Origin of the sequence: Exiguobacterium sp. s194, from assembly GCF_018618275.1 — a bacterium.
Taxonomy (GTDB): domain Bacteria; phylum Bacillota; class Bacilli; order Exiguobacteriales; family Exiguobacteriaceae; genus Exiguobacterium; species Exiguobacterium chiriqhucha.
In genome coordinates this window covers 80030-99023 of sequence record NZ_JACSLT010000004.1, presented here as the reverse complement: position 1 = coordinate 99023, position 18994 = coordinate 80030, and the positions used below count along the sequence as shown (strand labels likewise).

The following is an 18994-nucleotide window of genomic DNA, read 5'->3' as shown; positions in this document are numbered from 1 at the left end:
AAAAAAGGAGGATATTATGCGACACATCATCTTTCTAGACGTCGACGGCACGCTCGTCGATGACCACGGCAACATCCCGGAATCGGCCAAAGAGGCTGTCCGGCAGGCGCGACAGAACGGTCATCTCGTCTTCTTGTCGACCGGGCGCTCGAAGGCCGAGCTGTTTTCGGACATTCTCGACGTCGGCTTTGACGGCATCATCGGGGCAGCCGGCGGCTACATCGAACTCGAGGAGGAAGTGTTATACCATCAACAAGTCTCCGTCGATGATTTGAGTCACCTCATCTCCTTCTTCACCGAACACGGCATCGACTTCTATCTCGAGTCGAACGACGGCCTGTTCGCCGGCGGCAACGCCAAGGTACGGGTGGCGACGATGATTGACGAGTTGATGGCGAACAATCCGGAGGCGAGCGCGACGATCGAGCGCGGCTTGAAGCCGTTCCATGACGCGATGATGGAAGGGGTCGACCTCGTCCGTCCCGACGTGAACAAAATCTCGTTCCTCGGCTCATCCGTGCCGCTCGACGTCATCCAACAAGAGTTCGCATCCCGCTTCACCGTCATCCCGAGCACGGTCGCCGTATTCGGGGCCAACAGCGGGGAGCTGTCCATCCCGGGCGTCAACAAAGCGACGGCGATTGCGACGTTGCTCGAACATCTAGGGCTCGAGCGTTCGCAGACGTTCGCCTACGGGGACGGGTTGAATGACATCGAGATGCTTGAATACGTCAAGGTCGGTGTCGCCATGGGCAATGCCAAACCCGAGGTCAAGCGCGTCGCGGACGATGTGACGGACGCCTGTGACCAAGACGGGCTTGCGAATAGCTTCAAAAAGTATCGACTCATCTGAAAAAAAGCCAAGCAACCTGTCTTCAGGTTGCTTGGCTTTTCGTTGCGACATCGTTCACGACATCGGCGAGGGTCACATGCTTCAACACAGACTCCATCGCCGATTGGGCATGGATGAAAATCGGTTCGATTGTGGCTTGGATATGTTGGCCGACGGGGCACGCTGGGTTCGGGTTGTCATGGATACTGAACAACTCGTTCTCCTCGACGACACTGACGGCGCGATAGACGTCATAGAGCGAGATCTCGGTCAAGTCTTTCGTCAGTTTGGCTCCGGCGACGCCAGGCTTCACTTTAATCAAGTCGGCCTTCTTCAACATGGCCATGATTTTTCGGATTAGGGCCGGGTTCGTGTTGACACTGCCGGCCAAAAAGTCAGACGAGGTGACGCCGTCCTGATTGACCTCGATCAACGTCAAGATATGAATGCCGACCGCGAAACGGCTACTGATGGACATAGGCCACCACCTTTCTGCACAACCATGTAAGCGAATTGGTTACATCCTTAGTATAACAGGGAACAAACAATTGACAAACGAAGAAGCTGTAACTATGATGATTACATGTAACTGATTTAATTACAGGTTAAAAGGAGGAAATGATTTATGAAATACTTAGTCACAGGTGCAACCGGAAAACTCGGTTCGAAAATTGTCGATGTGTTGCTCAAGTCGGTACCCGCAAGTGAACTCGCGGTCAGTGTCCGCAACCCTGAAAAAGCAGAAGCACTGAAAGCGAAAGGCGTCGATGTGCGACACGGCGACTTCGACCAGCCAGAGACACTCGATGAAGCGTTCAAAGGTGTCGAACGGCTGCTCATTATCTCGGCGGACGGGGACAACGACACACGCATCCGTCAACATGCGAACGCCGTCGAGGCGGCCGAGCGCGCAGGCGTATCGTTTATCGCCTATACGAGTCTCGCCGACGCGACAGAGAGCCAAAACTTGATGGCACCGCCACATGTCGAGACGGAAGGCGCAATCGAGCGGACGGGGATCCCGCACGCGTTCTTGCGCAACAACTGGTACTTAGAAAACGAACTTGGTAGCATTCAAGGTGTGCTCGCCGGCGCACCTTGGGTGACGGCAGCCCGTGACGGGAAGGTCGGTTGGGCGCTACAAGAAGATTACGCTGAAGCGATCGCGAACGTTTTGATGGCAGACGATTTCGAACAAGACATCTTCGAATTGTCAGGTCCGCTCCATACGCAAGCCGAACTCGTCGAGGCGCTCAGTGAAGTGCTCGGGCGTGAAGTGACGCTCCAAGAAGTGAGTAATGACGCTTACGCTGGCGTCATGCGCGGCGCTGGTGTGCCGGAAGGAGCGATTCCGATCGTCGTCGGCATTCAAGACAGCATCCGCAACGGCTCGCTCGAGGTCGAGTCGAACGATTTCGAGTTGGTGCTCGGTCGTCCGGTGACGCCGCTCAAAGAGGCGCTTCAAAAGCTCGTATCAACGTTATAAACGATAGTGACGTCACGTTTTCGAACATCGAGAACGTGACGTTTTTTGATGAATATTAGTGATTTGTCTTCACATATTTGTGCACACGTCATCCCCATCCGGTATACTAACAATAAATGGATAATCATAGGTGTACATAGGAAGGATCGATCACATGAAAAACGTGATGTTCTTAATCGGCGTCGTCTTAGGGTTAGGATTATTGTTCGGGCTGAGATATGAATTCAATGTCATCGGGGATATGGGCTTTAGAATCGCGGCCATCCTTATGCTCGTATCGGTACTCGTCATTCGGTCGACTGCAAAAATTTCATTCTTCAGCCATTCATAAAAACAGACCGCGAATCCACATTCGCGGTCTGTTTTTTAGTTCGCTCGGGCTTCGAGCTGACCGGTCACATCTTCTAACGTGCTCGCGGTCGAGGCGAGGCGGTCCGACATGTGGCTCAACTCTTTTTGGATGGCAACCTGTTCTTCGGTCGCGGCGGCGACGTGCTGAATCTGTTGCTGCAGTTCGCTCGCCGCTCGTTTCGTCGTCGCAAGGCGCGTCTCGAGCGTCTCCATCTGAGACGTCACGCGTTGACGTGTCTCTTGAATCGAACTGATTTGACCGTCGATTTCGGAGACATCTTCGGTCAAACGATGGAAGACGGCCGTCACATCGGCCGAGACGGTTTGACAGTTCTCGGTCGCGCGTTTGAACAACTGTGCTGAATCGCGGACGATGATTGTGTCATCCATCAGTCCACCTAGAACGCGGGTCATCTCGGCTGCATAATCTCGTGACTGGACGGCGAGCTTGCCGACCTCAGAAGCGACGACGGCGAAACCACGACCGGCATCACCGGCCCGTGCGGCTTCAATCGAGGCGTTCAAAGCCAGCATGTTCGTCTGGTCGCTGATTGTCTCGACGTGCTGCAGGATGGCTTGAATTTCGGTCGATCGGTTCGACATCGTCGTGACAACGCGTTCGAGTCGTTCCGATTCGCTAATGATTTCTTCGACTTTCGCCTCCATCCGTCGCATGTCGCCGTCCCCGGCGATGGCGTCGGCCGCAATCCGTGACGAAGCGGCAGCTGTTTGGGCCATCCGTTCTTGGATGAGAGCCGTGAGGGAGCGAATCGATTGAATCTCCTCGGCCCCGTGGTTCATCGACGTCTCTTGCTCGGTCGCGTGGGCGACGATCGGATCGACGGTGAAGGCGATTTGTTCCCCGGACTGGAGCGACTGGTTGGCTGCCGTCTCGAGTTCGGTCGCATGTGTCTTCAATGTCATGACGAGTTGACTCGCGTCGGTGACGGCCTGCTGTAACAGACGGCGCGTCTCATCTTCTTGTGCTTTGACACGCGACGACTCGAGGTTACGGAAGTGAATCTGCGCGATGAGCACGGCGCTCAGTAAGATGAGATAGATCGCATGGACGAGCAACAGGCTGAACGGATAATCCGCTGCTCCACAAATGATTTCAGGAACCAAGAAATATCCAGCGAGATGTTGCACGGCGAAGATGACCGTACTGTAGACGATCAAATCGACGCGGCGCATGAACGACAAAATGGCCAAGACGACGAAAATCGAGAAATGATATTCGACGAGCCCTTGCCCGCCGGCGACGGTCGAGATGCTCGCGAACGTGAGCGTCAGCATCATCAAGTATGGGAAGAGATGTGGTTTTACGCGCTGGCTGACGACCATGGCGATCAATAGTACGATTGGGACGGCAAACAGGACCCATGTCGCGATGGGATATGCGTAGCCGACGGCACCGTTCCGGAGCACGGTGTACGTATAGGCGAAATCGGTGAAGCGGTGGAGCAGATGGACGATGACAGACGTCAAGACGATGACGAACGTGGTGACGAGCATCAATTGATTGCGTTTTTCAGAACTCATACAGATTCCTCCTGATAATAGGTCGATATAGCTACTCATTTATCGTCCGATTGACACGAATGTTTATCGTTTTTACACGCCGAAGCAAAAAAAAGAGAAGCGGATGCGCTTCTCTAGTCTGACGTGAGTCCGAGCCACCGTTTGACGGGTTCCCGGAAATAGTAAGTGACACCAATCAACGTGACGAAGACGAGGGCGGCGATGACGACCAAAGTGATGCTCCCTGAGGCGAGACTCGCTCCGAGAAAACTGTAGGCGAGCGTCCCTGGAATCATGCCGAGGACGGTCGCGAGGATAAACGACCGGAACCGGACCTTAGCAATCCCGCCCGCGTAACTGAGCAAATCGAAGCTGACGAGCGGGATGAGCCGCAAGACGAACACGTATAGAAAACCGCGTTGCTCCATCTGTGTGAACAGCTTCTCCGACCACGGATAGCTCTCGACCTTGAGCACGGACCGTCCGAACAAGCGGGCCATGACGTACCCGGTCACGGCCGCCGCCGTCGCCCCGAATAGGATATAGAGGACGCCCGGCCATACCCCGAAGGCGAGTCCGGCCCCAAGTGATAGCACCGACGTCGGCAAGAAGATGATTGGACCGATCGCATAGATGAGGAAAAAGACGACCGGACCCCACCAACCGAACGACAGGACGATGTCACGGACGTCAGACGGACGGAGCTCATAGTGGAAATGAGTGATATAGAAGATACTCCCGAACAAGGTGAGCATGAGACTAAGTTTGAGCCAGCGGGGCACAGCGGACGCCTCCTTTCTATTGGTTCTTTTGTTTATCGTATCGCATTCCGTCTTCGAATGAAGGTGAGCCAGCTTACAAATGCGTCGGCAATGTGCGATTGCGGTCAACAGTGTGGCTAAAAATGGAAACATAGGTCAACGCATGTGTAAATACACTTCATTTCAAGCCTCTTTCCTACGATAAATCAGGTAGGGAGGGATCATCGTGAAAAATTTGAAGATGTCTAAAAAACTGACAGTATTGATCAGCGTATTCATCGCGACACTCGTTCTCGTCGCGGCACTCAGCCACGTCTTCATGGGACGCATGGCCGATGCGGGAGAATCGATTTATGAAGATCGGTTATTGCCGATTCGTGCCCTTGGTCAAATCCGGACGGATAACCGTGCCTTGGACGGGTATTTGCTTGAGATGATGTTAACGACCGATTCGAGTCGGAATGGAGAGTTACAGGCAAGTATCACAGAACGTCGCGACAGTATCGGGACGAACCTAAAGCTGTTCAACGAGACGTTCGCCTCAACAGATGCCGAGATGCAAGGACGAGTCGAGGACCTGAATGCCGAGATTGCAGCCTACCTCGAAGGGACTGAACTCGTGCTCCAACCGGCGTTGCGCGGCGAGAACACCGCAGCATATCGCGTCTATTTGAGTGACTTGCGTCCAATCCGTCAAGACCTCGTCGAGACGGCAACGGTCGTCATGGACGGCATCAATCAAGAAGCCGAGACAGCAAGCACGACGATGCAGAACGAGCGGACGGAATCGGTCACGTTGTTCTGGGCGCTTGTCGCCATCGGGGCACTCGTCTCAATCGGGCTCGGCGTCTACATCACGCGCCTCATTGTCCGCCCAATCCGTGAATTGAATGGGCTGATGAGCCGTGCTGGAGCCGGTGACTTGACGGTCGACAGCACGTACACATCGCGTGACGAGATCGGTTCGCTCGCCAACTCATTTAACGAGATGAAAGATAGTCTTCGCGACTTGATCGGCAACGTCACGGCGACAGCCGGGCGCGTCGCGACGTCATCGGACGATTTGAAATCGAACGTCGAAGAGACGACGAAAGCGACAGAGATGGTCGCCGTCACGATGGAAGAAATCGCGTCGGGCTCGCTTCGTCAATTGACGCGGGTGAAAGAATCGAGCAGCACGCTCACCGAACTGACGAATGGGATTCATCACGTCTCGAATAGCGCTCAACACATGACCGAGTTGTCGGACGGGGCACTTCAGAAAGTCGGGACCGGCAACGAGTTGATTGAGACGCTCGAGTCCCAACTCGAGGCGATGAACGAGAAAGTGAAGGCGTTGCAGACGGTCATCGGTCAACTCGACGTCCGCTCCCAAGAAATCGGTAGCATCACCGGTACGATTTCTGGCATCGCCGAACAGACGAACTTGCTCGCCTTAAACGCGGCCATCGAAGCGGCCCGGGCTGGCGACCAAGGACGCGGATTCGCCGTCGTTGCCTCAGAAGTCCGCAAACTTGCTGAAGAGTCGGCGATCGCGACGAAACGAATCTCTGGTTTGATTGGAGATACGCAGACGGAGACGAAACAAGCCGTCCAGACAATGCACGTCGTCGAGAGCGAGATGGGTCACAGCGTCACGAACGTCCAACAGGCGGGCGTCGCGTTCGAGGACATCAAGCGGGCGATCGAAGAAGTCGGTCAAAAAGTCGAGGAAGTGTCAGGCTCTGTCCAAGAGATGGCGGCCGGAGCGACCGAGATTTTACGATCAGTGAACGAGATTCAAGGCATTACGGAGACGACGGCGACCGACACCGAGAACACCTCGGCGGCGACGGAAGAACAGATGGCGTCGATGGAAGAAATCACGGCTTCGGCCCAAGAGCTGTCGAACATGGCAGACGAGATGCGTCAAATGACAAAACGATTTAACGTGTAACGAACAGGCAGGTCGACAATCGACCTGTCTGTTTTTGCGTATGTCGTAAATTGAGCTAGCACATTATTTCCTTCCGTTCCCTTTTAAATATAAATTATGTAAAATTGGCTCGTGTTCATTCTCTATGGTAAGGGGTGGCTTATGAAATATTCGTTATTTAGATTGAGTGACGCGCTAGAGGCGTTTGCCATCTATCTCATGTGCTTTGCTTCAAATTTGGCATTGGTTTATGTGCAAACTTCGAACGTAGAAATTGCATCTCTTTTAGAGGCCTTTATAGACAGTATTGTAGACTATCGACTGATTATAAGTATTTCCCTTACATTTATGATGATTGTGTTCCATTATCAATTTCTAAATCGAAAGAAGACAGAAATATCCTGCCGCATCCTTGTAGGTGATACACGGGAAGGGATAATCAAACGATACATTTTAAATAGTTTAACGATATTGATGATTAGCTTTGTAGCGTCGCTTTTATTCGGCTTTTATTTAAATGTGATTGTAACGAGCAATCTCTACTTAGTCTTTATTTTTACTATATACATACTAGTGAGTGCGGGGCAGGTGACGAACGAATGAAAATCTTACACTTTTTTATCACTAAAATATTTTTGAAGCGATGGATTTTGGTGCTGAGTACGGTCGCCTTGCTGTTTCTCGCGAACTCTCTTTCTTTTATTGCCGCGCGTTCCATTATTTCAACGTTTCAAGGTTATCAAGATATCGATGTGTTTAATCAAGAAGGCAATTTCATTGCGAACCTAGACCCAGATCAGGAAGCGAAGTTTGATGGAATCGATGTCGAAGCTACACAAAAGCTATATGACTATTTAAACGACAACTATACATACGCTTTTCAAGCCGATGGGTTTGCCACTTCATTACCTAACGAACAGAACATGGAAGTGTCTGTCAGTTATATCAATGAAAAGGCGTATCAAATCAACCAATTAAATTTACCGCAAGGGAACCATTTGAAATTCGATTATCAATTGGACACCGACCAAATCCCGGTTTTAATAGGGGCCGGTCTGGCCTCGACATATCCTGTCGGTTCAACGATTAAAATGACAGATCCGGTCACCCAACAAGCGGTCAATTTAAACGTTCAAGGAGTTTTGGAGAAGAATACGCACCGGTCGAATTTCTATGCGCCCAATTCAAAGAACTATTTTAACTTTGCGATTCTCGTCCCCGTGAACGAACAATTTATTCAACGAGCGAACATTGACCTTCATGTGAACGGGTTGATGGATCTGGTGCTACTCGATTCGACAAAAGAGGAAGCTGCGGAATTGAACGAATACGTACAAGAAAATATAGGTCTGAAACTTAACTTTTTTAGTCAACAAGAAAACTTTGATTACTTTGAGACGTATTATGCGAACTCGATAAAAATCATCTGTGCCATCACCTTCGTTCTGCTTGTCATCCTTGTTAGTCTAGCAACGTGGACCAGTTTGACGAGTGTTCGGTTGATGATTAAAGATTTTACACTCAACTTATTGGTCGGATTAAGTTATTCCAAACTGAGAACGATTTTTTATAGTTACTTCGGAATGTTGTTTACATTGAATCTAGCCATGCTATTTGTGATTATCGCGTTCAATCGATACGGCTATTGGATTAGAAAAGATGCCATTTTTGCCACGTACGGGCTATTTGGTTTAATCAGTATGGATTGGTTTGCTTTACTGGTAGTTCTTTTAATCAATCTGATGATTGGGTTAACGATTGTGGAACTGACATTACGGAAAATAAAAAAGATTCCAATCTCGGTGGGGGTTTTAGAATGAATCGTATCATGAAGTTAGAAATCCAGAACAAAACGTTCAAACAGAAAGGTTTTTCAATCTTGAATGATTTTGAGTTGGAAGTTCAAACTGGGGAAAAAGTTTCGATCATCGGGGAGTCTGGGGTCGGAAAAACGTCGTTGCTTAATATTCTCGGATTGCTCGATACACAATACGAAGGAAGCTACGAGCTGTTTGGTTCAGTGGTTAATGAGTTGTCACGAAACAAACTGGCAGAGTGGCGCAATCAAAAGATTGGGTTTGTGCTTCAAGATTCCGCGCTTATTCATTCGTTAACCATCGAGGATAATATCAAGTTACCTCTCATGTATGCCAACATCGAAAAAGACCGAAACGCTCAAGAACACTTTGAACGAATTGTTCAGAAGATTGGGATTGAGTCGATTTTGAAAAAGAAACCGCATGAGTGTTCGGGTGGCCAACGGTCTAGAGCTGTTTTTGCGAGAGCGATCATGATGAATCCCCAAATCATCTTATCAGATGAACCGACGGCGTCATTAGATTCAAAAAACAAAGAAAAAATCATCGATCTATTGTTTGAAATGAACAATGAATTTAATACGACTATTATCACCGTGACGCATGATTTAGATGTGGCTAATCGTCATGATCGGATTATCACGCTCGAAATGAATGAATGAATGAGATATGTTCCATGCATGATGAAAGGCAGGTCGAAACAATTCGACCTGCCTGTTTAGCGTGTTTCGTAAGCCGTAATCCATTGCTCCGGCGTCATCTTCGAGACGAGCTCGCCAATCAACTCGTACGGGATATGTTTGACGTTGCCGAAGCGGATACAGCTCTTGCCCATGTTCAATTTCGTCGGCACTTGGGCGGCGTATGACTCCTCGAACCAGCGGAGCAGTTCCGGGTCGCTATAGACGCCCATATGATACACGGCGACATGGTTCTTCTGGGCAATGACGCTCAAGAACGGGAGCGGGGTGCCCGGCGTGACGTGATACCCGGACGGATACGTCGAGAGCGGGACGACATAATGGATGCCGTTCCCGTCGGTCGTCTTCTCGAACCCGGCCGGTAAGTTCGCATCGATGACGTCAATTAAACGGATGAAAGTGTCGAGCCGCTTGTCGTCGACGAGTGTCGTATAGTCCATCAGACGTCGCCTCCTCGTAAAATCTTCGCCATCGCCTTGCCTTTGGCCAGTTCGTCGACGAGTTTGTCCAAGTAACGGATTTCGCGCATGAGCGGCTCCTCGACATTCTCGACGCGGACGCCGCAGACGACGCCTTTGATCAAGGCGCGGTCTTCGTTCATCTTGGGTGCGGTGGCGAAGAACGTGTCAAAATCGACCTCGGCAGCGAGTTGGCGCTCGAGCCCAGACTCGTCATAACCGGTCAACCAGCGAATAATCGTATCGACTTCGTCTTTCGTCCGGCCTTTCCGTTCGGCTTTCGCGACGTAAAGCGGATAGACGCTCGCAAAGCTCGTCGTGTAAATACGGTGTGCCATGAAATCCCCTCGTTTCGTGGAATGATACCTTCATTTTCTCACACATTCGAAAGACGTACCGAGAATATTTTTTGTTGCAAATGCAACTAAATAGATTATACTGAACGTAACGTATTGTAAATACAACAATCAGGAGGATTGTATGAGAGACCAGTTGCGTGAAATCGGGATGATTGCCCGTTCCCTCGACTCAATCAGCAATATCGAGTTCAAAGAGCTCGAGCTGACGAAAGGGCAATATTTATATTTGGTCCGGATTTGTGAGGAGCCGGGCATCATTCAAGAGAAGCTCGCCGAATTGATCAAAGTCGATCGGACGACGGCGGCGCGGGCGGTTCAAAAGTTGGAGACGAACGGGTTGATCACGAAGCAGGACGACCCGCACAACAAGAAAATCAAGCGGCTCGTCCCGACTGAACGGGGCAAGGCGCTGTATCCGGTCATCATCCGCGAGCATGAGCATTCGACTAACGTCGCGCTCGCCGGGCTGAGCGACCAGGAAGCCGAGCAGCTGCTTCGGCTGTTGAAGCGGGTCCGTCACAATATCGAAGGGGACTGGGATGCCGTGAAAAAAGGGAAGAAACGAGACTACTAGGGGGAACAATCATGATCACCATCAAAGCTTGTACAATCGAAGACGTTGACGCACTTCGCACCATCAGCATCGAGACGTTCACGGAAACGTTCGAAGCGGAGAATGACCCGGCGCATTTGGCCGCGTATCTCGAGCGGGCGTACAACGTAGCGCAACTTAAAAAAGAGCTTTCGAATCCGGACTCACAGTTCTTTTTCGCCATACTTGACGGGGAAGTCGCCGGTTATCTAAAAGTGAACGCCAACAACGCCCAGACCGAGGCCATGGGCGAAGAGGCGTTCGAACTCGAACGGATTTATGTGCGACGGAAGTTCCAAGGTAGCGGCGTCGGGAAGGCGTTGTATGACCAGGCCATCACATGCGCAGGCGAACTGAACAAACGTGAAATCTGGCTCGGTGTGTGGGAACATAACCATAAGGCACTCGCCTTTTACCGAAAGCACGGCTTCGTCCAGACCGGGGCGCATACGTTTTATATGGGTGACGACGCTCAAGTCGATTTGATTATGGCCAAGCCGCTTCGTCCGTGACCCATTCCAGTATGCCTGACAAGTCCTCGTAGACGGCTTCAGGAGCCAGGTCGGGCATATCGACCGGTTTGCTGTCGCGGTTGATCCAAGCGGTATGGAATCCGAAGTTCTTCGCACCGGCAATGTCCCAACCGTTCGAGGACATAAACAGCACCTCGTCCCGCTTCAATCCGCTGTTCTTGAACCAGTGCATGTAGGCGGCCGGTGACGGCTTGGCTTGTTTGATGCCGTCGATGCTGACGAGTTCATCGAACAGGTCGGTGAACCCGGCGTTATGGATGAGCGCCTCAAGCATCGCGTCCGTCCCGTTCGAGAGGACGATGGTCTGTTTATGATGCAGTTGATGTAAGACATCCGCGACCTCTTCATATGGCGACAGGTCGGCATAGGTGGCAATCAACGCATCCTCCGTCTCGGTCGTCCACGTCACGTCGGCCGTCTCTAAGGCATACCGTAAGGCGTCGCGCGTGACGACAGAAAAGTCCGCGTAACGGCCCATGATGTGGCGGGTGAAGAAGTAGTCGAGCTGTTTCGTCCGCCACGTCTGGCTGATTTGGTCACCTTTTCCGGGGAACTGTTCGTCACACGCCGCCTTGACGGAATGGACATCGAACAAGGTCCCGTAGACATCGAATACGAATGCTTTAACATGTGGTTTCATCATATCCCTCCTCAATCATTTAGCGTCATCTACTCTTTACCCTAGTTGTCGTGAATTATACAGGAGGGCCAGTCGGTTGATGAACGAACAAGACAGGAGGAAGACGATGTACGTTCCGAAACTATACGCTGTGAATGACCCGCAAGAAGTTCACGCCTTTCTAAAGGCCCATCCGTTCGGCACCGTCGTCACGCATGACGGACAGAAGCCGATTGCGACACATGTGCCGCTCCGTTTCCATGAGGAAGACGGCCGTGTCTGGTTCACGACACACATCGCCAAAAACAATCCACAGTGGCAAACGATTGAAGACCAGACCGTGCTCTTGATCTTCCAAGGCCCGGAAGCCTATGTGTCGGCGTCGTGGTACGGACATGAGGACGTATCGACGTGGAACTATCAGGCCGTCCATGCATACGGACAGGCCACCATTTTAAATGCGGACCAACTTGAGGAAGACTTGGCCGGACTGCTTCAAGACCATGAAGGGGACCGGGAGCACGCCGTCGTCTGGGAGGAACTGTCCGAGCCGGTGCAACGGCAGAAATATGGCGTCGTCGGGTTCCGCATCGACATCGAAGACATGCAGGCGGCGTTCAAGCTGAGCCAGAACCGGAACGAAGCGGACTATAATCGTATCGTCTCTGAGCTCGAGAGGGAAGGGTGTCCGATGGCGGATGTGATGCGTAAGCAACGATAATTTCGATTCATTGACCGGACGTTCGATTCTCATCTACCCAAGGGAAGTGTTGAGGCGTATCATCAATCGTGGAATCAAATTCAATGATGAAGCGAGCGGAGACAGATGAACATGAAACGATTGATAAGGTTACTAGGTTGGCTGATTGTCATTTTAGCGTTGTTTGAATTAACGACGGATTGGCCTGACCCACCAAACCCACCGATTGAACACACGTTTGAAGAACCGATTGTGTTTCCGTTTGAAATCACTCGGCGTTACACAGAAGTCGACATCCAAGTGCCGCATGATCTTCATAGTTTCGTGTTTCATTATGTAAACGAAGAGACGTCACAAGAGCTACGTTATATTGTCGATAAAGTCGTCGAGGAACCTGATGACATAGAGGATATTTCGTCATACGGAGACCAATACGTACTTGCGGACGGGACCTCTGCCTTCTATGATGAAGCGGAATCGACGTCACAAGGTTTATGGTGGATTAACAAAAACGGCTTCACTGCTCGAATCATCTATTATATCGATGGCAACTCCGTCGAACTCGACAACGAGACCCGCTTACCGGTCCAACAACTGATCAACTTGGCCAATCAAACGTTATGACGAAAGCCCGCGTCTCACCAGTTGAGAAAGGCGGGCTGTTTCTATTTTCCGAAAGATATCTTGAAGTTCAGATTGACAGCGCTACTCGATTCATCCTATACTCATAACTGATAATGATTATCAATGTCGGCGTAAAACGTTGTCATACAGAAAAAGGGGACTAGGACATGAACAGCTACAAGAAATTGCTACATATGTTCATCATCATGTCTGCCTTCGTGCTCGTGCTCGCAGGATGCGGCGCGAACAATGAAGATGCAGCCACGACAGATGAGTCTGCCGAAACGGCAGAAGGCTATCCGATTACCATCAAACACGCGTTAGGCGAGACGGTCATCGACAAGAAGCCGGAACGCGTCGCAACGGTCGGTTGGTCGAACCAAGACGTCGCGCTCGCGCTTGATGTCGTACCAGTCGGTTTCTCGGCTGCGAACTACGGAGTCCAAGACGGCAGCGGCATGTTGCCGTGGACGGCTGACAAGTTGAAAGATCTCGGTGAAGAAAACCCGAACATCTATCAAGATACGGACGGTCTCGACTTCGAAGCGATCGCTGATTCACAGCCGGACGTCATTCTTGCCGCCTACTCAGGCATCACGCAAGAAGATTACGACACGTTGACAGAAATCGCACCGGTCGTCGCATACCAAGAGACGCCTTGGGTGTCATCATGGCAGGACACGGTTCGTTACGACTCAATGGCCATGGGCATGGAAGAAGAAGGCAAACAGTTGATTGAAGACACAGAGAAACTCATCGCCGACAAGGCAGCTGAAGTACCGGAGATGAAAGGGAAGAAAGCGGCATTCGTCGCGCTCAGCCCAGACGACCTGTCGAAGTTCTACATCTACACGACGGGTGACCCACGCGGTGCCTTCATCGAAGAGCTCGGCATGGAGTACCCTGAGAACATCACAAGCCAAATCAAAGATGAGAACAGCTTCTACCTCGAGCTCAGCTCAGAGAACGCTGACATCTTGAACGACGTCGACATCTTCGTCGCCTACGGGAACGAAGAGACGTTGAAAGCACTTCAAGCTGACCCGCTCTACAGCAAAGTGCCGGCCATCAAACGCGGTTCGGTCGTCATGATCGAAGATAACACGCCGCTCGCGGCTGCTGGGACACCATCACCACTCTCAATCGAATATACGATTGACGACTATGTGAAACTCGTGTCAGAAGCACTCGCGAAAGTCGAGTAATCAAATGAATATGCCGAAGAAGTTACACACGCCGAAACGGTTCGGGCTCCTCCTCGTAGGGTCGCTCGTCCTGCTCGTCGTCTGTATGCTCGCTTCGCTTGCTTTCGGCTCACGGACAGTCGGATGGGATGAACTGCTTGACGGTTTATTCCGTCCGGCTGTTCAGTCGTATGAAGCGGATATCGTCCGGCAGCGGGTCGTTCGGACGGTGTTCAGTTTCATGTGCGGGGCAGCACTCGGTGTCTCGGGCGCATTGATGCAGTCGGTGACGCGCAACCCGATCGCCGACCCGAGCATTCTCGGAGTCAACACAGGAGCGGCGCTGTTCGTCGTCGTCGGGATTGCCTTCTTCAACATCTCGACCGCGAGCGACTATATCTGGTTCGCGCTCGCCGGGGCGCTCTTGACGGCGGCGTTCGTGTTCGGCATTGGGTCGCTCGGTCGGGGCGGTTCGACGCCACTCAAACTCGTCTTGGCCGGCGCGGCGACGAGTGCGGCCTTGTCGTCACTCGTCATGGCCATCATGATTCCGCGCTCGAACGTCATGGACCAGTTCCGGTTCTGGCAAGTCGGTAGCGTCGGGGCCGGGACAATGGATTCGATTATGACGTTCCTGCCATTCTTTATCGGCGGTATCATTATCGCCATCTTGGCGGCACCGTCCCTCAACATCTTGGCGCTCGGGGAAGAGCTCGCCACAGGTCTTGGTGTCCGCATCGGCACGTTGAAATTGATTGCCTCGTTCGCCGGTGTGATCTTGTGCGGGGCGGCGACGGCACTGGCTGGACCAATCGGCTTTATCGGTCTCTTGGCGCCGCACCTCGTCCGCTTGGTCATCGGAGCGGATGAACGCTATATCATCCCGATGTCGGCACTCACCGGCGCGATTTTATTGACGTTCGCTGACGTGGCAGGGCGCTTGCTCGGCAGTCCCGGGGAACTCGAAGTCGGGATTGTCACGGCGTTCGTCGGGGCCCCGATTTTGATCGCCTTGACGATGAAAGTGAAGGTGCGTGGCGTATGACGAACCAATCGATTCAACCCATCATCCATAACAGTCGCAAGCGCCGGCAACGGACCGTCTTCGTGACGCTCGTCTTGTTCGCGCTGGCCCTTACGTTGAGCGCGACGATGCTCATGCTCGGCAACACGATTTATCCAGTCGCGGACGTCATCCGTGTCTTGTTCGGGGAACAAGTACCGGGCGCCTCGTTCGCCGTCGGCACGATCCGTCTGCCGCGCATGCTCGCCGGCGTCTTCGCCGGACTCGCGTTCGGAATCGCCGGCACGGTGTTCCAAACGATGCTCCGTAACCCGCTCGCCAACCCGAACGTCATCGGCATCACGACCGGGTCGAGTGCGGCGGCCGTGTTCGGCATCGTCGTCTTACAGGCGAGCGATACGTTCGTCTCCATCATCTCGATTATCGGCGGGCTGTTGACCGTCCTCGCCATCTACTTCTTGTCGAAAGGCGCCGCCTTCTCGATTGGCCGGCTCGTCTTAGTCGGCATCGGGATTCAGGCGATGCTGACAGCGGTCATCAACTATCTGTTGCTAATCAGCCGCCAAAACGATGTCGGGACGGCGATGCGCTGGTTGAGCGGTAGCTTGAACGGGGTGAAGATGGAGACGCTCCCGCCGCTCATGATCGCGGTCGCGCTCTGCCTCCCGGTCATCCTCCGACTCAGCCGACAGCTCCAGATTTTAGAGCTCGGGGAGATGACGGCGACGTCGCTCGGTGTCAAGACGAACCAGACGCGCGTCCTGCTCATCGTCGCCTCGGTGCTCATGCTCGCGCTCGCGACGGCGACGACCGGACCGATCGCGTTCGTCGCGTTCCTGGCGGGACCGATTGCGAAGCGGCTCGTCGGGGACGGGCGTTCGACAATCATTCCGGCGGCACTCGTCGGGGTCATCTTGGTACTCGCAGCCGATCTCATCGGTCAGTTCGCCTTCACGGCCCGCTACCCGGTCGGTGTCATCACCGGCATGGTCGGAGCGCCGTATTTGATTTATCTCTTAATCCGGATGAACCGGAGAGGGGAGCTATAACGAGAAATGAGCCACATCCCGCGTTTGGATGTGGCTCATTTTTTGGTTTAGTAGGCGGTCCAACCGCCGTCGATGGCGACGACTTGACCATTGATGAAACTCGATTCGTCCGAGCCGAGGAAGAGGGCGAGCTGAGCAATCTCTTCTGGTTGTCCGATGCGTGGGTTGATGGCCATCCCAAGTTGCTGGCGACCGAACCCGGCCTGACTCATGTTCGTCATCGTCGAGCCGATGTTCGTCGCGACCGCGCCCGGTGCGATTCCGTTACAACGGATGTTTTGGTCGGCATACATGAACGCCGTGTTCTTCGTCAATCCGACGACGGCGTGTTTTGACGCCGTATAGGCCGCGCCGGCCCGAGCGCCGTACAAGCCGCCGGCCGAGATATTGTTGACGATGACGCCGTGACCTTGCTTCGTGAACAAGTCGACGGCAATCCGCATCGATTTCATGACCGACACCGTGTTGACAGCAAAGATTTTCTCCCAGCGCTCGTTCGAGATCTCACCGACCGGTTCCATCCCGTCCATGATGCCGGCGTTGTTGACGAGGATGTCGACTTGACCGAACGTCTTCACCGTCTCATCGAACAACTGCTGCAACGCCTCTTCAGACGTGACGTCCGTCTGGATGGCGAACGCTTCGCCCGAAATCCCCTCGACGACGGCCTGTGCCCCATCGAGATTCATATCCGAGACGACGACGCGAGCTCCTTCTTTCGCGTAAAGCTCCGCGATTGCTTTCCCCATTCCTGATGCTGCACCTGTGACAATCGCCACTTTCCCCGATAACCGCATGACTGTCTCCTCCTTTAATTGAACATGTGTTCAATAACTATTATAATGAATGTTAGAAAGCGCTTACAATCATCAAAAAAGAGACGTTCTGTTGAGTAATCAACACTTCCAGCCATAACTGTTGAGAGGAATGTGCAAACTATGAAGCCGGACTTGCGTGTCATCAAAACAAAACGAGCGCTTCATGAGGCGCTCGTCGAATTATTGAGGAATCGTTCGCTCGAACAAGTGACGATTTCGGAACTTTGTCGTGTGGCAAATGTCAATCGGGGCACGTTTTATTTGCATTACGCACGGGTCGAGGACGTATTCGAGGAGTATTTCCAAGAAATCACCGCCGACCTCGCCAAGTCGTATGAGGAGCCGTATCGACATGTGAAGCTGCTCAATCCGCGTGAACTCGAACCGTCGACGATCCGCATCTTTCACCACGTCCAGACGTACGTCGACTTCTATCGCATCGTCTTTTCGAAAAACGTGCCGCTCGCGTACTATTACATGTTGTTCGACGAAGTGCGCAAGTTGCTCCTCCGCGACACGGCGGCGCACAAGCAAGATGAGATTGACCATGAGTTGTTCTGTTCGTATCAAGCGAACGCCATCGTCGGGATGATCATCCATTGGGCCGAACACGACTTCGCGGCCACCCCGGACGAGATGAACGAGCAGTTGGCGCACATATTGCGCCTCGATTCCGGCCGCCGTATTTAGGTGGCCGTTTCCCGTTCATCGAACAGCTCTAAAAATGTTGAGGCGACGTTTGACAGACGACTCCCGCTCTTCCAGATCAAATGGACGGAAGACGTGAGCGGGGGATAGAGCGGAACGAACACCAACTCGGTCCCTTGCGTGTTGATGATCCCGTCAAGACAGAGCGCGTGGCCGATGCCTTCCCGGACGAGGAGCGAGGCGTTATAGAGCAGGTTATACGTCGCTACGACGTCCGTTTCAGTCAAATCGATGCCGAGCCGGGCCGACAAATGCCGGTCGACGAGCGATTGCTCTGACAAGATGAGCGGTAAGTCGAGAAGATTCCCGGTCTCGATGGCATTCTTTTGTCCGACTGGACTGTCACGGCGCGTCAAGATGCCCCAACGGTCGACATGAGGGAGCTCGCGGGAGGCGTACGTGGCCAGATTGATTGGTTCGATGACGACCCCGAAGTCGAGGATGCCTCGGTCCAACTTGTCGATGACGTCGTCTCCGTTGCCGCTATACAGACGTAACTTGACGTCGGGATGAAGCTGTTTCATCTGTCGGAACGTCTCGACGACCGAGGTGAGCGTCTCCGTCTCGCCACCGCCGATGTACAGTTCTCCGCTGACGGGTGTCGCCGTGTTCAAGTTGATCGAGATCTTATCGGCCAGACGGACCATCTCTTTGGCGTGTTCGGCCAAATAGTAGCGTCGTTCCGTCAGCGTGACGCCGCCTTGGCTCCGCTCGAACAACGGTCCGCCGAGACTGTCCTCGAGTTGATGGATTTGCCGGGACAGTGCGGGTTGCGACAGTCGTAAATGTTCGGCCGCGCGCGTGATGTTCTTTTCGCTCGCGACGGCGAGGAAGTACCGTAGTTGTTGTAGCTCCATGTCATCCCTCCATGCGTTTTCGTTATGGTTCTTAATCAAATAGTAGCATTAGACATGACGCTTGTCCGTTCCTATACTAGAGTCA

General features: G+C 52.7%; 22 protein-coding genes. 14 read left to right on the top strand and 8 right to left on the bottom strand.

Annotated elements, in window-relative coordinates; all coding sequences use genetic code 11:
* Window positions 1-16 precede the first annotated feature (16 nt).
* Window positions 17-853: a Cof-type HAD-IIB family hydrolase gene (locus KNP85_RS06110; RefSeq protein WP_214802183.1), complete on the top strand. Its 837-nt coding sequence runs from the start codon at window positions 17-19 to the stop codon at window positions 851-853.
* Between the two features lie 22 nt (window positions 854-875).
* Here KNP85_RS06110 and KNP85_RS06105 read toward each other — a convergent pair whose 3' ends face one another.
* Window positions 876-1310 carry an Rrf2 family transcriptional regulator gene (locus KNP85_RS06105; RefSeq protein WP_214802181.1) on the bottom strand — a complete coding sequence of 145 codons (435 nt, stop codon included), beginning with the start codon at window positions 1308-1310 and terminating at the stop codon, window positions 876-878.
* Between the two features lie 147 nt (window positions 1311-1457).
* On the opposite strand from KNP85_RS06105, the gene KNP85_RS06100 reads away from it, so the two are divergent.
* Both KNP85_RS06100 and KNP85_RS06095 read left to right on the top strand, forming a co-directional pair.
* Window positions 1458-2318: an SDR family oxidoreductase gene (locus KNP85_RS06100; RefSeq protein ID WP_214802180.1), complete on the top strand. Its 861-nt coding sequence runs from the start codon at window positions 1458-1460 to the stop codon at window positions 2316-2318.
* Between the two features lie 154 nt (window positions 2319-2472).
* Window positions 2473-2649 carry a hypothetical protein gene (locus KNP85_RS06095; RefSeq protein ID WP_214802177.1) on the top strand — a complete coding sequence of 59 codons (177 nt, stop codon included), beginning with the start codon at window positions 2473-2475 and terminating at the stop codon, window positions 2647-2649.
* 35 nt (window positions 2650-2684) lie between these two features.
* Here KNP85_RS06095 and KNP85_RS06090 read toward each other — a convergent pair whose 3' ends face one another.
* Together KNP85_RS06090 and KNP85_RS06085 are read right to left on the bottom strand one after the other, a co-directional pair.
* Window positions 2685-4211 (bottom strand): methyl-accepting chemotaxis protein, encoded by a 1527-nt coding sequence (locus KNP85_RS06090; protein WP_214802173.1) that lies wholly within the window; start codon window positions 4209-4211, stop codon window positions 2685-2687.
* 113 nt (window positions 4212-4324) lie between these two features.
* A complete protein-coding gene (locus tag KNP85_RS06085) occupies window positions 4325-4972 on the bottom strand; it encodes a TVP38/TMEM64 family protein (RefSeq protein WP_214802170.1) in 648 nt (215 codons plus the stop codon).
* Between the two features lie 205 nt (window positions 4973-5177).
* On the opposite strand from KNP85_RS06085, the gene KNP85_RS06080 reads away from it, so the two are divergent.
* The 3 genes from KNP85_RS06080 to KNP85_RS06070 all read left to right on the top strand — a co-directional run bounded on the left by KNP85_RS06080 (window position 5178) and on the right by KNP85_RS06070 (window position 9345).
* The gene (locus KNP85_RS06080; RefSeq protein WP_214802167.1) at window positions 5178-6887 is read left to right on the top strand and encodes a methyl-accepting chemotaxis protein; all 1710 of its coding nucleotides are present in this window, start codon (window positions 5178-5180) and stop codon (window positions 6885-6887) included.
* A gap of 578 nt (window positions 6888-7465) precedes the next feature.
* Complete coding sequence (locus KNP85_RS06075) at window positions 7466-8686, top strand: ABC transporter permease (RefSeq protein ID WP_214802164.1); 1221 nt, start codon at window positions 7466-7468, stop codon at window positions 8684-8686.
* On the top strand, window positions 8683-9345 hold the full coding sequence (locus tag KNP85_RS06070; RefSeq protein WP_034779127.1) for an ABC transporter ATP-binding protein: 663 nt from the start codon (window positions 8683-8685) through the stop codon (window positions 9343-9345). The genes KNP85_RS06075 and KNP85_RS06070 overlap by 4 nt, the downstream gene beginning before the upstream one ends.
* A 56-nt stretch (window positions 9346-9401) precedes the next feature.
* Here the strand turns inward: KNP85_RS06070 and KNP85_RS06065 are convergent, their stop codons facing one another.
* Window positions 9402-9824: a DUF1801 domain-containing protein gene (locus tag KNP85_RS06065; RefSeq protein ID WP_214802161.1), complete on the bottom strand. Its 423-nt coding sequence runs from the start codon at window positions 9822-9824 to the stop codon at window positions 9402-9404.
* The gene (locus KNP85_RS06060) at window positions 9824-10180 is read right to left on the bottom strand and encodes a DUF2200 domain-containing protein (RefSeq protein WP_214802158.1); all 357 of its coding nucleotides are present in this window, start codon (window positions 10178-10180) and stop codon (window positions 9824-9826) included. The genes KNP85_RS06065 and KNP85_RS06060 overlap by 1 nt, the downstream gene beginning before the upstream one ends.
* Window positions 10181-10322: 142 nt before the next feature.
* On the opposite strand from KNP85_RS06060, the gene KNP85_RS06055 reads away from it, so the two are divergent.
* Window positions 10323-10775, top strand: coding sequence for a MarR family winged helix-turn-helix transcriptional regulator (locus KNP85_RS06055; protein ID WP_214714399.1), 453 nt, complete (start codon window positions 10323-10325; stop codon window positions 10773-10775).
* An 8-nt stretch (window positions 10776-10783) separates the two neighbouring features.
* Entirely contained in the window at window positions 10784-11305 is a 522-nt protein-coding gene (paiA, locus tag KNP85_RS06050) for a spermidine/spermine N(1)-acetyltransferase (RefSeq protein ID WP_214802428.1), read from the top strand.
* On the opposite strand, the gene KNP85_RS06045 is transcribed toward paiA, so the two are convergent.
* Window positions 11280-11966 carry a haloacid dehalogenase type II gene (locus KNP85_RS06045; protein WP_214802155.1) on the bottom strand — a complete coding sequence of 229 codons (687 nt, stop codon included), beginning with the start codon at window positions 11964-11966 and terminating at the stop codon, window positions 11280-11282. The genes paiA and KNP85_RS06045 overlap by 26 nt on opposite strands.
* Before the next feature lie 79 nt (window positions 11967-12045).
* On the opposite strand from KNP85_RS06045, the gene KNP85_RS06040 reads away from it, so the two are divergent.
* The 5 genes from KNP85_RS06040 (at window position 12046) to KNP85_RS06020 (ending at window position 16526) form a co-directional block, all read left to right on the top strand.
* Window positions 12046-12666, top strand: coding sequence for an FMN-binding negative transcriptional regulator (locus tag KNP85_RS06040; protein ID WP_251136255.1), 621 nt, complete (start codon window positions 12046-12048; stop codon window positions 12664-12666).
* Between the two features lie 111 nt (window positions 12667-12777).
* Complete coding sequence (locus tag KNP85_RS06035) at window positions 12778-13269, top strand: hypothetical protein (RefSeq protein WP_214714391.1); 492 nt, start codon at window positions 12778-12780, stop codon at window positions 13267-13269.
* A gap of 167 nt (window positions 13270-13436) precedes the next feature.
* Window positions 13437-14474: an iron-siderophore ABC transporter substrate-binding protein gene (locus tag KNP85_RS06030; RefSeq protein ID WP_131471379.1), complete on the top strand. Its 1038-nt coding sequence runs from the start codon at window positions 13437-13439 to the stop codon at window positions 14472-14474.
* Between the two features lie 10 nt (window positions 14475-14484).
* On the top strand, window positions 14485-15498 hold the full coding sequence (locus KNP85_RS06025) for a FecCD family ABC transporter permease (RefSeq protein ID WP_470295451.1): 1014 nt from the start codon (window positions 14485-14487) through the stop codon (window positions 15496-15498).
* Window positions 15495-16526 carry a FecCD family ABC transporter permease gene (locus tag KNP85_RS06020; protein ID WP_029594756.1) on the top strand — a complete coding sequence of 344 codons (1032 nt, stop codon included), beginning with the start codon at window positions 15495-15497 and terminating at the stop codon, window positions 16524-16526. Before KNP85_RS06025 ends, KNP85_RS06020 begins: the two co-directional genes overlap by 4 nt.
* Window positions 16527-16573: 47 nt before the next feature.
* Here KNP85_RS06020 and KNP85_RS06015 read toward each other — a convergent pair whose 3' ends face one another.
* Window positions 16574-17323, bottom strand: coding sequence for an SDR family oxidoreductase (locus tag KNP85_RS06015; protein WP_058764679.1), 750 nt, complete (start codon window positions 17321-17323; stop codon window positions 16574-16576).
* Between the two features lie 141 nt (window positions 17324-17464).
* Here KNP85_RS06015 and KNP85_RS06010 point away from each other — a divergent pair, with 141 nt between their 5' ends.
* Window positions 17465-18034, top strand: coding sequence for a TetR/AcrR family transcriptional regulator (locus KNP85_RS06010; RefSeq protein ID WP_214802152.1), 570 nt, complete (start codon window positions 17465-17467; stop codon window positions 18032-18034).
* Here KNP85_RS06010 and KNP85_RS06005 read toward each other — a convergent pair.
* Window positions 18031-18909 (bottom strand): LysR family transcriptional regulator, encoded by an 879-nt coding sequence (locus KNP85_RS06005; protein ID WP_214802150.1) that lies wholly within the window; start codon window positions 18907-18909, stop codon window positions 18031-18033. The genes KNP85_RS06010 and KNP85_RS06005 overlap by 4 nt on opposite strands.
* Between the last annotated feature and the right edge of the window lie 85 nt (window positions 18910-18994).

What these genes read in the sequence shown, in the direction of transcription:
- KNP85_RS06110 (WP_214802183.1), top strand. Translation starts at nt 17, where the DNA reads ATGCGACACATCATCTTTCTAGACGTCGACGGCACGCTCGTCGATGAC.
- KNP85_RS06105 (WP_214802181.1), bottom strand. Translation starts at nt 1,310, where the DNA reads ATGTCCATCAGTAGCCGTTTCGCGGTCGGCATTCATATCTTGACGTTG.
- KNP85_RS06100 (WP_214802180.1), top strand. Translation starts at nt 1,458, where the DNA reads ATGAAATACTTAGTCACAGGTGCAACCGGAAAACTCGGTTCGAAAATT.
- KNP85_RS06095 (WP_214802177.1), top strand. Translation starts at nt 2,473, where the DNA reads ATGAAAAACGTGATGTTCTTAATCGGCGTCGTCTTAGGGTTAGGATTA.
- KNP85_RS06090 (WP_214802173.1), bottom strand. Translation starts at nt 4,211, where the DNA reads ATGAGTTCTGAAAAACGCAATCAATTGATGCTCGTCACCACGTTCGTC.
- KNP85_RS06075 (WP_214802164.1), top strand. Translation starts at nt 7,466, where the DNA reads ATGAAAATCTTACACTTTTTTATCACTAAAATATTTTTGAAGCGATGG.
- KNP85_RS06070 (WP_034779127.1), top strand. Translation starts at nt 8,683, where the DNA reads ATGAATCGTATCATGAAGTTAGAAATCCAGAACAAAACGTTCAAACAG.
- KNP85_RS06065 (WP_214802161.1), bottom strand. Translation starts at nt 9,824, where the DNA reads ATGGACTATACGACACTCGTCGACGACAAGCGGCTCGACACTTTCATC.
- KNP85_RS06060 (WP_214802158.1), bottom strand. Translation starts at nt 10,180, where the DNA reads ATGGCACACCGTATTTACACGACGAGCTTTGCGAGCGTCTATCCGCTT.
- KNP85_RS06055 (WP_214714399.1), top strand. Translation starts at nt 10,323, where the DNA reads ATGAGAGACCAGTTGCGTGAAATCGGGATGATTGCCCGTTCCCTCGAC.
- KNP85_RS06045 (WP_214802155.1), bottom strand. Translation starts at nt 11,966, where the DNA reads ATGAAACCACATGTTAAAGCATTCGTATTCGATGTCTACGGGACCTTG.
- KNP85_RS06040 (WP_251136255.1), top strand. Translation starts at nt 12,046, where the DNA reads ATGAACGAACAAGACAGGAGGAAGACGATGTACGTTCCGAAACTATAC.
- KNP85_RS06035 (WP_214714391.1), top strand. Translation starts at nt 12,778, where the DNA reads ATGAAACGATTGATAAGGTTACTAGGTTGGCTGATTGTCATTTTAGCG.
- KNP85_RS06030 (WP_131471379.1), top strand. Translation starts at nt 13,437, where the DNA reads ATGAACAGCTACAAGAAATTGCTACATATGTTCATCATCATGTCTGCC.
- KNP85_RS06025 (WP_470295451.1), top strand. Translation starts at nt 14,485, where the DNA reads ATGCCGAAGAAGTTACACACGCCGAAACGGTTCGGGCTCCTCCTCGTA.
- KNP85_RS06020 (WP_029594756.1), top strand. Translation starts at nt 15,495, where the DNA reads ATGACGAACCAATCGATTCAACCCATCATCCATAACAGTCGCAAGCGC.
- KNP85_RS06015 (WP_058764679.1), bottom strand. Translation starts at nt 17,323, where the DNA reads ATGCGGTTATCGGGGAAAGTGGCGATTGTCACAGGTGCAGCATCAGGA.
- KNP85_RS06010 (WP_214802152.1), top strand. Translation starts at nt 17,465, where the DNA reads ATGAAGCCGGACTTGCGTGTCATCAAAACAAAACGAGCGCTTCATGAG.
- KNP85_RS06005 (WP_214802150.1), bottom strand. Translation starts at nt 18,909, where the DNA reads ATGGAGCTACAACAACTACGGTACTTCCTCGCCGTCGCGAGCGAAAAG.